10 protein-coding genes and 1 pseudogene are annotated in these 11,536 nt (G+C 63.9%); 3 read left to right on the forward strand and 8 right to left on the reverse strand.

Translation table 11 applies throughout. From position 1 onward, the window contains the following. The 5 genes from VMR03_RS16195 to VMR03_RS16215 form a co-directional block, all read right to left on the reverse strand. Positions 1–364, reverse strand: a 364-nt coding sequence (locus VMR03_RS16195; RefSeq protein WP_325407036.1) for a F0F1 ATP synthase subunit gamma, incomplete at its 3' end; no start/stop codon positions are given. A 31-nt stretch (positions 365–395) separates the two neighbouring features. Further along, positions 396–1,925: a F0F1 ATP synthase subunit alpha gene (atpA, locus tag VMR03_RS16200; protein WP_325407038.1), complete on the reverse strand. Its 1,530-nt coding sequence runs from the start codon at positions 1,923–1,925 to the stop codon at positions 396–398. Then, the gene (locus VMR03_RS16205; protein ID WP_325407040.1) at positions 1,925–2,482 is read right to left on the reverse strand and encodes a F0F1 ATP synthase subunit delta; all 558 of its coding nucleotides are present in this window, start codon (positions 2,480–2,482) and stop codon (positions 1,925–1,927) included. The genes atpA and VMR03_RS16205 overlap by 1 nt, the downstream gene beginning before the upstream one ends. A gap of 235 nt (positions 2,483–2,717) precedes the next feature. Beyond that, the gene (locus VMR03_RS16210) at positions 2,718–3,398 is read right to left on the reverse strand and encodes a hypothetical protein (protein ID WP_325407042.1); all 681 of its coding nucleotides are present in this window, start codon (positions 3,396–3,398) and stop codon (positions 2,718–2,720) included. Between the two features lie 74 nt (positions 3,399–3,472). Continuing rightward, positions 3,473–5,650 carry a primosomal protein N' gene (locus VMR03_RS16215; RefSeq protein ID WP_325407044.1) on the reverse strand — a complete coding sequence of 726 codons (2,178 nt, stop codon included), beginning with the start codon at positions 5,648–5,650 and terminating at the stop codon, positions 3,473–3,475. A 180-nt stretch (positions 5,651–5,830) separates the two neighbouring features. Here VMR03_RS16215 and fsa point away from each other — a divergent pair, with 180 nt between their 5' ends. From fsa to VMR03_RS16230, 3 genes are all read left to right on the forward strand, one after another. Continuing rightward, positions 5,831–6,484 (forward strand): fructose-6-phosphate aldolase, encoded by a 654-nt coding sequence (gene fsa, locus VMR03_RS16220; RefSeq protein ID WP_325407046.1) that lies wholly within the window; start codon positions 5,831–5,833, stop codon positions 6,482–6,484. A 76-nt stretch (positions 6,485–6,560) separates the two neighbouring features. Then, positions 6,561–7,298 carry a DUF484 family protein gene (locus VMR03_RS16225; protein ID WP_325407048.1) on the forward strand — a complete coding sequence of 246 codons (738 nt, stop codon included), beginning with the start codon at positions 6,561–6,563 and terminating at the stop codon, positions 7,296–7,298. Then, positions 7,271–8,263, forward strand: coding sequence for a tyrosine recombinase XerC (locus VMR03_RS16230; RefSeq protein ID WP_325407050.1), 993 nt, complete (start codon positions 7,271–7,273; stop codon positions 8,261–8,263). The genes VMR03_RS16225 and VMR03_RS16230 overlap by 28 nt, the downstream gene beginning before the upstream one ends. 97 nt (positions 8,264–8,360) lie before the next feature. Here the strand turns inward: VMR03_RS16230 and lpdA are convergent, their stop codons facing one another. The 3 genes and pseudogenes from lpdA to sucA all read right to left on the reverse strand — a co-directional run. Continuing rightward, positions 8,361–9,752 carry a dihydrolipoyl dehydrogenase gene (lpdA, locus tag VMR03_RS16235; protein ID WP_325407052.1) on the reverse strand — a complete coding sequence of 464 codons (1,392 nt, stop codon included), beginning with the start codon at positions 9,750–9,752 and terminating at the stop codon, positions 8,361–8,363. A 17-nt stretch (positions 9,753–9,769) separates the two neighbouring features. Next, positions 9,770–11,014 (reverse strand): 2-oxoglutarate dehydrogenase complex dihydrolipoyllysine-residue succinyltransferase, encoded by a 1,245-nt coding sequence (gene odhB, locus VMR03_RS16240; protein WP_325407054.1) that lies wholly within the window; start codon positions 11,012–11,014, stop codon positions 9,770–9,772. A gap of 25 nt (positions 11,015–11,039) precedes the next feature. Then, a pseudogene (gene sucA, locus VMR03_RS16245) lies at positions 11,040–11,536 on the reverse strand (2-oxoglutarate dehydrogenase E1 component); the annotation flags it as partial.

An 11,536-nucleotide genomic window follows, 5' to 3' on the forward strand; every position in this document is an offset into this window, starting at 1 on the left:
CGACGGTGAGGATCTTCACCGTCTTGCCTTCGCGCAGGAGCTTGTAGATATGCTCGCGCGCGAGCCGCGAAATCGACGAATTGAAGCCGCCGCAAAGACCGCGATCGGCGGTCGCCACGATTACGAGATGCACCTGGTCGCTGCCCGTGCCGGCCAGCAGCTTGGGCGCATTCTCCTGGCCCGCCATGCCCGCCGAGAGATTGGCGAGCACCCGGCCCATGCGCTGCGCGTAAGGACGCGCCGCTTCCGCCGCCTCCTGCGCACGACGCAGCTTCGCCGCCGCAACCATCTGCATGGCCTTGGTGATCTTCTGCGTCGCCTTCACGCTCGCGATGCGGTTTCTAAGGTCTTTGAGGCTCGCCATTCGCCTTTACCTGGGTTCTCTTCGGTTCAGCTCAGGCAAACGCCTTGGAGAAGTTTTCGACCGCCGCCTTGAGCTTGGCTTCCGTATCGCCCGAAATCTGCTTCTCGGTGCGGATCGAGTCGAGGATGCCCATGTGGCTCGTCTTCACATGACGCAGGAATTCTTCCTCGAAACGGCCGACATCGCCGACCGGCAGCTTGTCGAGATAGCCGTTGACGCCGGCATAGATCACGACGACCTGCTCTTCGACCTTCAGCGGCGAGAACTGCGGCTGCTTCAGGAGCTCGGTCAGACGGGCGCCACGATTGAGCAGGCGCTGCGTCGCGGCGTCGAGATCGGAACCGAACTGCGCGAAGGCCGCCATTTCGCGGTACTGCGCGAGCTCGCCCTTGATCTTGCCCGCGACCTGCTTCATCGCCTTGATCTGCGCCGAAGAACCCACGCGCGACACGGAGAGACCGACGTTCACCGCCGGACGGATGCCCTGATAGAAGAGGTCCGTCTCGAGGAAGATCTGGCCGTCCGTGATCGAGATCACGTTGGTCGGGATGTAGGCCGATACGTCGTTCGCCTGCGTCTCGATGACGGGAAGCGCGGTCAAGGAGCCCTTGCCGTTCTCGTCATTGAGCTTCGCCGCGCGTTCGAGCAGGCGGGAATGGAGATAAAAGACGTCGCCCGGATAGGCTTCGCGCCCCGGCGGACGACGCAGAAGGAGCGACATCTGGCGGTAAGCGACGGCCTGCTTGGAAAGATCGTCATAGACGACGAGCGCATGCATGCCGTTGTCGCGGAAATATTCGCCGAAGGTGCAACCGGCGAACGGCGCCAGGAACTGCAGCGGCGCCGGCTCCGACGCCGTCGCGGCGACGACGATCGTGTACTGAAGGGCGCCGTTTTCTTCCAGCGTCTTGACGATCTGCGCGACCGTCGAGCGCTTCTGGCCGATGGCGACATAGATGCAATAGAGCTTCTGACCTTCGTCGGTGCCCTGGTTCAGCGGCTTCTGGTTGAGGATCGCGTCGATGGCGATCGCCGTCTTGCCGGTCTGGCGGTCGCCGATGATGAGCTCGCGCTGGCCGCGGCCGATCGGGATCAGGGCGTCGATCGCCTTGAGACCCGTCTGCATCGGCTCATGAACCGATTTGCGGGGAATGATGCCGGGCGCCTTGACGTCGACGCGGCGGCGCTCGTCGCTGACGATCGGACCCTTGCCGTCGATCGGATTGCCGAGCGGGTCGACGACGCGGCCGAGAAGGCCCTTGCCGACCGGAACGTCCACGATGGCGCCGGTGCGCTTCACCGTGTCGCCTTCTTTAATGTCGCGGTCGTTGCCGAAGATCACGACGCCGACATTGTCGCTTTCGAGATTCAGCGCCATGCCGCGAATGCCGCCGGGGAACTCGATCATTTCGCCCGCCTGGACGTTGTCGAGACCGTAGACGCGCGCGATACCGTCACCGACGGAGAGCACCTGGCCGATCTCGGAGACCTGCGCATCGGCGCCGAACCCCTTGATCTGCTGCTTGAGGATTGCGGAAATTTCCGCCGCCTGAATGTCCATCAGGAAGCCTCTTTCATGGCAAGCTTGAGAGAATTGAGTTTGGTCTTGAGAGACGAATCGATCATCCGGCTCCCGACCTTGACGACGAGCCCGCCGAGGAGCCCTTCATCGACACGTGTATTGACGAGAACGTCGCGTCCCGTCGCGGCCTTGAGCGCCGCCTTGATACTCGCGAGCTGCGCGTCGGATAGCGCGTGCGCGGAGGTAACATCGGCCGAAACTTCACCGCGGCTTTTCGCCAGAAGCTGCCGGTAGCCGGCGATCATCGCCGGCAGCGCGAAAAGACGGCGCTTCTCGATGACGAGGCCGACGAAATTGGCGACGAGGCCCTTGATGCCTGCGCGATCGAGGATCGCGGCAAAGGCCTTGGCCTGATCGTCGGCGCCGAAAACGGGGCTGAGAACGACTTGGCGGAGATCGACGCTGCCGTCGATCATCGCCTGAATGGCATTGAGATCGGCCGCAACGGCGTCAAGCGACCGCTCGCTTTCCGCGAGTTCGAAGAGTGCCGTTGCGTAACGGCCGGCCATGCCGGAAACGATGTTTTCAGATGCCACTTGGCGCGCTCGCCCGTAGGTTCTTGAAGATTGGCGCACCGTCTGCGGGGCGGCACGCTAACCAATTGAATTCTCTATCGTAATTTGACCTAAGGAGCCTCAACAGGCCCGCTACCCCAAGGTCGCGCGTTTGGTAACATAAGCCCCGCGCATGCGCAACATCCCGGCCCGTAATTGACAGGGTGCGACATTTTGAACAAGGGGGAGGAAGGGGCCGCCTTCGGATGCCTCGACCTTAATGCCAGTGCTGCTGCACCCAGGGCACCTGCATCAGCTCATGCGGCTTCGGGCGGCCGTGAAAATTGATGACGCGCACGGCCGGATCGATGTCGAGCGGCACATTGAGCGTCTGCCCTGTGATCTTGCAGAGCTGAAACTTGAACGACTTGATGCCGTTCGGCAGCACGTCGTCCACGAAATAGACGTCCTTCATATGCCGCCAGATATAAAGCTGGTCGCCGCCTTCGAGCGTCAGTACGCCCGGCAGGTCCTTCACGAAGGCATCATAGATGAAGGCGAGGTCCGGATGACGGAAATAGAGCCAGGACGAATTGATGGCCGAACCCTGCCACTGCAACGGATCGCGATAGGCGCAAAGCTTCGCCCCCGACTTGCGGCAGGCGGCGAGCAGTGGGCTGATATCACCGGTGATGATCTGGTCGAGATCGAGATAGAGGATTTCGCCCTCCGGCATGGCGGGCGAGAAGAGAAAGAGCTTGTTCCACCAGCCCGGCACGTTGAAGAGCGGCTTGATCGGCTTGATCGAGGCTTCGAGGCCGCGCGGATCCTCGGTGATGCACCACGCGTCGAAATCCTCGTCGAGATGACGCCGCAGCATGGAGAACATGCGGTTGACGTAGTCGGCGGGATAGGCCGTCCCGTATTTGACGGTGACGATATTGAGACGCGGCGACATGCTGGAAGCCCCTCGAGCGGATTTGCCCGATTGGACGCCGCACAGGGTTAAGTTCGGGTAAAAAGCGCCTCGCCTCAGAGAAAGCTGTAAGGATCGATATCGACCGAAACCCTGATCGCGTTCGGCACCTTCAATTCGCCGAGCCAGGCCTGCATGTAGGCCTGTATATTGACGTTGCGTGTGGCCTTGACGAGAAATCTGAGACGCGTCCGCCCGCGCAGCAACGCCAGCGGCGCGGGCGCCGGGCCGAGCACCGAGACGTCGTCGGCCTGCGGCGCGGCACGCGCCATCTCGCGGGCAAATTTCTGCGCAAGCGGCGCATTCTCCGACGAAACGACGATGCCGACGAGCCGCCCGAAAGGCGGCAGCCCCACACGTTCCCGCGCTTCCGCCTCGCGCTTCAGGAAGGCGTCTCGATTGCCCGAGACGAGCGCCCGCATGACCGCGTGTTCGGGCATATAGGTCTGGAGGAAAACCCGTCCCGGCCGCTCGGCGCGGCCCGCCCGTCCCGCGACTTGCTGCAGAAGCTGGAACGTCCGCTCGGCGGCGCGCAGGTCGCCATTCTCCAGCCCGAGATCGGCATCGACTACGCCGACGACGGTGAGCCAGGGAAAGTGATGCCCCTTCGCAACGATCTGTGTACCGACGATGATGTCGACCTCGCGCGCCTCGATCTCGCGAAACACCTCTTCATGGGATTGCGGACCGCGCAGATTGTCGCTCGACAGGAGCGCGAGGCGCGCCTCGGGAAAACGCTCGGCGACCTCTTCCGCGATGCGCTCGACCCCCGGCCCGCAGGCGATCAGCGTGTCTTCGGCGCCGCAGGACGGGCAGGCCTTCGGCACCGGCGCCGAATAGCCGCAATGATGACAGACGAGTTCACGGCGAAACCGGTGCTCGACCAGCCAGGACGAGCATTGCGGGCATTCGATGCGATGCCCGCAGGTCCGGCAGAGCGTCAGCGGCGCATAGCCGCGTCGGTTGAGAAAGAGCATCGCCTGTTCGCCGGCCGCCAGCGCATTGGCAATTTCCGCGACGAGCCGCGGCGCGAGCCAGCGCCCGCGCTCCGGCGGCTCCTCGCGCATGTCGATCGCGGTCACGTCCGGCATCTCGGCGATGCCGTGGCGTTCCGGCAACACGACGCGCTCGTAGCGTCCCTGTTCGGCATTGACCATGCTTTCGAGCGACGGCGTCGCCGAACTGAGGATGATCGGGAACTGTCCGAGCGAGGCGCGCACCACGGCCATGTCGCGCGCATGATAGGTGACGCCGTCTTCCTGCTTGAAGGCGGCCTCATGCTCCTCGTCGACGACGATGAGACCGAGTCCCGGAAACGGCAGGAAGAGCGCCGAGCGCGCGCCGACGACGACCCGGGCGCGCCCTTCCGCGACTCCGCGCCAGACTCGCGTGCGCTCGCGCGTCGAGAGTTCCGAATGCCACTCTGCTGGCTTGCAGTGAAACCGCGCCTCGAAGCGCGCCAGAAACTGGCTCGTCAGCGCAATCTCCGGCAACAGGATCAACGCCTGCTTTCCGCGCGCCAGAGCCTCCGCCACCGCCTCGAAATAAACCTCCGTCTTGCCCGATCCCGTGACGCCGTCGAGCAGGATCGACGTGAACCGACTTTCATCGACGCGGGCGCGCAGGGTCGCCGCCGCGGCTTGCTGTTCCGGCGACAACGATTTCGAGCCCGCCTCGATATCGGGTGCCGGAAACGGCGCTTCCGTCGGCAGGTCGACCGGGACGAGCGCCCCCGCCTCGATAAGTCCGCGCACCACGCCGTCCGAAACGCCGGCCTCTTCGGCAAGCTCGCGCGGCGTGCGCGCAAACTGGTCCATGGCGGTGTCAATCGCCCTCATGCGCGCGGGAGTCATACGCGCGGGTCTTTTATCCACAAGCCTGTAGGCCGTCCGCATCCGCTGCGGCTCCAGCGCGCCCGGCGCGCGGATGGCGAGCCTGAGCACGGAACCGCGCGGATTGAGCGTGTAGCCGGCGATCCAGTCGACGAACCGTCGCGACACGTCCGGCATCGGCGGCACGTCGAGCACTTCGAGGATGGGCTTCAGCCGTTTTGGATCGACCTCGCCCGTGCCTTCGCCCCAGACGACGCCGAGAATCTGCTGCGCGCCCAGGGGCACGATGACATAGGCGCCCGGCTCCGCAATTAACCCGTCAGGAACCTCATAATCGTAAGGTGCTGGCAGGGCGAGCGGGACGAGAACGCTGACGCTTTTCGGCAAAGTCTTAACGGGCATCCGCTCTCTTCGGCGATAAATTCAAAGGCGACGCGACAGTGTAATACCTGATAAAGCAAGTGGAACGTCGCCGCTTGCACCGGACGGCCCGATGGGCAAAAAAGGACAAAAGAAGAGTTGCACGGCGGGCGCGACTGGACTGTCATACGCGACCGAAGCCGCATCAAGAGCAAAGCCCCCATGAAGTTTTTTGTCGACACCGCCGATATCGCCGAAATCAAGGATCTCGCCGCCACCGGCCTCCTCGATGGCGTGACCACCAACCCGTCGCTGATCGCCAAGTCCGGTCGCAACTTCCTCGAAGTCGTCGAGGAAATCTGCGGCGTCGTCGATGGCCCGGTCAGCGCCGAGGTGACGGCGCTCGAAGCCGACGAGATGCTGAAGGAAGGCCGCAAGCTCGCGAAGATCGCCCCGAACATCGCCGTCAAGGTGCCGCTCACCTGGGCCGGGCTCAGGACCTGCAAGACGCTGACGGGCGAAGGCACGATGGTGAACGTCACCCTCTGCTTCTCCGCGAATCAGGCGCTGCTCGCCGCCAAGGCCGGCGCAACCTTCATTTCGCCCTTCATTGGCCGCCTTGACGATATCAACCTCGATGGCATGGAGCTCATCGAAGAGATCCGCACCATCTACGACAATTATGACTTCGCGACCGAAATTCTCGCGGCTTCGATCCGCACCGCGAACCATGTAAAGGAAGCCGCCCTCCTCGGCGCCGATGTGGCGACGGTTCCGCCGGCTGTGCTGCGCGGGCTGGCGGCGCATCCCCTGACCGATAAGGGGCTCGAGCAGTTCATGGCCGACTGGAAGAAGACGGGCCAGAAGATACTTTGATTTTTCTCTCCGGGGCAGATTGGGCACGGACTTGCCCCGGCATGCGACGGACACACAAGCCACTTAAAGGCAGGCCATGAGTCATTATAACGACCGTACCGAAGTCGAGCGCATCAGGCGCTCCGAGCCGACGCTTTCCCCGGCCGAGGTGCGCGCCTTTCTGATGGCAAACCCGGATTTTGTCGCCACCGATCCCGAACTCGTCTCGGCGCTCGCCCCTTCGCGCGTCGACGGCGCCAATGTGGTCGACATGCAGCAGTTCATCATCGGCAAGCTGCAAGGCCAGGTGCGTACGCTGCGCGACATCCAGTCGGACCTCATCGAGGCTTCGTCCCTGAACAGCCTTGCCCGCGAGCAGGTCCATCAGGCCGCGCTCGCGCTCCTTGATGCGCGCGACTTCGAGCATCTGATCGATTACATCACCGCGCCGGACGGCCTTGCCCGCGCGCTCGGCGCCCGTGCCGCCGCGATCTGCATCGAGACGACCAACGGCGTCTCCGGCATCGGCGTCCGCAGCGTCCGCGTGCTGGAACCCGACGGCGTCGCCCGCATGATGGGCGGCGTGGTGCCCTATCGCCTCGTCGCCAATGTGCGCGGCAGCCGGGGGCTTTATAATCATCTCGCCGAAGAGGTGCAGTCCGAAGCTCTGGTGCGCCTCGAATTCTCGCGCGTTTCGCCGCCCGGCCTGCTCGCTCTCGGCGGCTTTGCGCCGGAGCAGTTCCATCCCGATCAGGCCGCCGACCTGCTTGAATTCCTGGCCCGCATCGTGGAGCGCTGCGTGCGTCGATGGCTCGACCTGCCGCCGGAGAAATAACGGGCGCCCGCGCCCCCACGCCCGACGAGGCGGCCGCTTCGATCGCCGCCGCCTCCGATCTGCGCGTCGAATTCCGTGCCTGGTATTCCCATCTGATGGCCGAGCGCCGCGTGAGCCCCGCGACGCTCGTCGGCTATCTCCGCGATCTCACGCGCTTCTTCGAATTCATGACTGACCATCTGGGCGGCGTAGCCACGCTCGACGATCTGCGCAGGCTCGAACTGCGTGACTTTCGGGCTTTTCTGACCCTGCGCCGCAAGGAAGGCTTGCAAAGCCGCAGTCTCGCCCGCGCCTTGTCGAGCATCCGTTCCTTCTTCCGTTTTCTGGATCGCGGTGGCGTGGTCTCGAATGCGGCACTGACGGCGCTTCGGTCGCCTAAACTTCCGCATGCGATTCCGAAGCCGCTGACGGCGGGCGCCGCCTTCGATCTCATCGACGAGGCCGCCGCGCAGGAGACCGCGCCCTGGATCGCCGCTCGCGATACCGCCATTCTGATGTTGCTCTACGGATGCGGGCTCCGCATCGCCGAAGTGCTTTCGCTCGATCGTCGCGACGCCCCCTTGCGCGAAACGATGCGCATTATCGGGAAGGGACGAAAGGAACGCCTCGTGCCGGTGCTCGCCATCGCGCGGGAGGCGGTCGACGATTATCTGCGTCTCTGTCCCTTCGGCCTCACGGATGGCGACGCGCTCTTCGTCGGCGCACGCGGCAAGCGGCTCGATCAACGCATGGTGCGCGGCACGGTCATCAACCTGCGCCGCCGCCTCGGCCTCGCCGACACGGTGACGCCGCATGCGCTGCGCCACAGCTTCGCGACGCATCTCCTCGCCGGCGGAGGCGATCTCCGCTCGATCCAGGAACTCCTGGGCCATGCCAGCCTTTCGACCACGCAGATGTACACCGAGGTCGACAGCCAGCGCCTTCTCGACATCTACGACAAGGCCCATCCGAGAGCAGGGCATTAAAAATGCTGTCACCCGGGCTTGTTCCGGGGGCCGCATGCTCTGAATTTGTCGCCCCTGGATCCCGGCACAAGGCCGGGATGACACCGGGGAAATGAAATCACATATGGATCGGCGAGCCCGTGACCGCCAGCGCCGCTTCCTTCACCGCTTCCGACAGCGTCGGATGCGCAAAGCACATGCGCGCGATGTCCTCGGAACTGCCGGCGAACTCCATCGCGACGACAGCCTCCTGGATCATCTCGCCAGCATTGGCGCCGATGATGTGAACGCCGAGAATGCGATCGGTCTTCTTGTCCGCGAGAATCTTGACGAAGCCTTCGGTCGTCTTGTTCGCCTTGGCGCGCCCGTTCGCCGTAAAGGGGAACTTGCCGGCATTGTACTCGACACCCTCCGCCTTCAACTGCTCCTCGGTCTTGCCGACCGAGGCGACTTCAGGCCCGGTATAGACCACTGCCGGAATGACATCGTAATTGACATGGCCGTAATGGCCGGCGAGCTGTTCGGCGAGTGCGACGCCCTCTTCCATGCCCTTATGCGCCAGCATTGGCCCGGCGATCACATCGCCGACCGCATAGATGCCGTCGATATTGGTCTTGAACCTCGCATCGACTTCGACACGGCCGCGCTTGTCGGTCTTCACACCGACATCCGCAAGCCCGAGCTTGTCGGTATAGGCGACGCGGCCGATCGCGACGAGTACGACATCGGCCTCGAGCACCTGCGCATCGCCGCCCGCCGCCGGTTCGACCGTGACCTTCAGGCCTGCCTTCGTCTTCTCGACCTTCGTCACCTTTGAGCCGAGCTTGAAATCGAAACCCTGCTTCTTGAGGATTCGGGTGAAATTCTTGACGACCTCGCCGTCCATGCCCGGCAGGATCGCGTCGAGGAATTCGACCACCGTCACCTGCGCGCCGAGCCGCCCCCAGACCGAACCCAGTTCGAGCCCGATGACGCCGCCGCCGACGACGAGAAGCCGCTCCGGCACCTTGTCGAGCATCAGCGCGCCGGTCGACGAGACGACCGTCTTCTCGTCGATTTCGATGCCGGGCAGACGCGCGACATCTGAGCCCGTCGCGATGACGATGTTCTTCGTCTCGATCAGACGATCGCCGACCTGCACCCGGCCCGGCGCCTTGATGACGCCCTCGCCCTTCACCCATTCGATCTTGTTCTTCTTGAAGAGGAACTCGATGCCCTTGGTGTTGCCGTCGACCGCCTCGTCCTTGAAGGCGATGAGCTTCTTCACGTCGATCTTCGGCGTGCCGACCTCGATGCCCATGCCGGGAAACGCATGCTGCGCTTCCGCAAAAAGTTCGGACGCGTGCAGCAACGCCTTGGAGGGGATGCAACCGATGTTGAGGCAAGTGCCGCCCAGCGTCTCGCGCTTCTCGACACAGGCGACCTTGAGGCCGAGCTGCGCCGCCTTGATCGCGCATTCATAGCCGGCAGGGCCCGAGCCGATCACGACGAGGTCGAAGGCGTCAGCCATCAGATATACTCCGGAAATTAGAGATCGAGCAGCAAGCGCTGTGGGTCTTCGAGCGCTTCCTTGACGCGCACCAGGAAGGTCACCGCTTCCTTGCCGTCGACGATCCGGTGATCGTAGGAAAGCGCCAGATACATCATCGGCCTGATCTCGACCTTGCCCGCGACCACGACCGGGCGGTCCTGGATCTTGTGCATGCCGAGCACGCCCGATTGCGGCGCGTTGAGGATCGGCGTCGACATCAGCGAACCGTAGACGCCGCCATTCGAGATCGTGAAGGTGCCGCCCTGCAACTCCTCGAGCTTCAACTGCGCATCCCGGGCGCGCTTGCCGAAATCGTTGATCGTCTTTTCGATGTCCGCAAACGAGAGATCCTGCGCCTCGCGCACCACCGGTACGACCAGGCCGCGATCGGTGCCGACCGCCACGCCGATATTGTAGTAGTTCTTGTAGACGAGGTCCTCGCCGTCGATCTCGCCATTGACCGCCGGGATTTCCTTCAGCGCCGCGATGCAGGCTTTGACGAAGAAGCCCATGAAGCCGAGGCGCACGCCGTGCTTCTTTTCGAAGACGTCCTTGTAGTGGTTGCGCAAGGCCATGATCGCCGTCATGTCCACCTCGTTGAAGGTGGTGAGCATGGCCGCCGTGTTCTGCGCTTCCTTCAGACGCGTCGCGATGGTCTTGCGGAGCCGCGTCATGCGTACGCGCTCCTCGCGGGCCGCCTGATCGGCCGGCGCGGGCGTGCGAACCTGAACCGGCGCTGCCGGCGTCGCGGGCTTCGCCGCCGCTTCGAGCGCATCGCCCTTGGTGATGCGCCCGTCCTTGCCCGTACCTTCGATCTTCGACGTATCGAGCGCATTCTCCTCGACGACGCGGCGCACCGACGGCGCGAGTGCGGCATCCGCCGCCTTCGCCGGCGCTGGAGCTGCCGGAGCAGGCGCCGGCTGAACGGCGGCGGCCGGCTTCGGCGCTTCGGCCTTCTTCGGTTCTTCCTTCTTCGCGGCGGGCTTGGCGGCGGCCTTCGCACCGCCCTCGCCGATCGCGCCGAGAATCGCGCCGATCGTCACGGTCTCGCCGCTCTGCACCAGCACCTCGGAGAGAACGCCCGAGGCCGGCGACGGCACTTCGACCGTCACCTTGTCGGTTTCGAGTTCGACCAGCGGCTCATCGACCGCGACCGTGTCGCCCGGCTTCTTGAACCACTGCGCGACGGTCGCTTCCGTCACCGACTCGCCGAGTGCCGGCACCTTGATTTCCGTGGCCATTCTCTCTCCGCCTTTCAGAGACGTCTCAATCGATCTTCAATGCATCCGACAGAAGCTGGTTGAGCTGCTGGTTGTGCTTGCTCATGAGGCCGACCGCCGGCGATGCCGAGGCGGGCCGTCCGGCGTAGCGCGCGCGGCGATAGCGCGCGCCGACCTGGTCGAGCACCCATTCGAGATTGGGCTCCATGAAGGTCCAGCTACCCATGTTCTTCGGCTCTTCCTGACACCAGACGATCTCGGCGTCCTTGAAGCGCAGGAGCTCGGTCATCAGCGACTTCGCCGGGAAGGGATAGAGCTGCTCGACGCGCATCAGATAGATATCGTCGATGCCGCGCTTCTCGCGTTCGTCGTAGAGGTCGTAATAGACCTTGCCCGTGCAGAGCACGACGCGCTTGATCTTGTCGTCGGCGACGAGCTTGATCTTCTCGCCCTTGAGCTGTTGCGCATCGTCCCAGAGCACACGATGGAAAGTCGAGCCGGGCCCGAACTCCTCAATGTTCGAGATCACGCGCTTGTGCCGCA

This window comes from Parvibaculum sp. (assembly GCF_035511255.1).
Taxonomy (GTDB): domain Bacteria; phylum Pseudomonadota; class Alphaproteobacteria; order Parvibaculales; family Parvibaculaceae; genus Parvibaculum.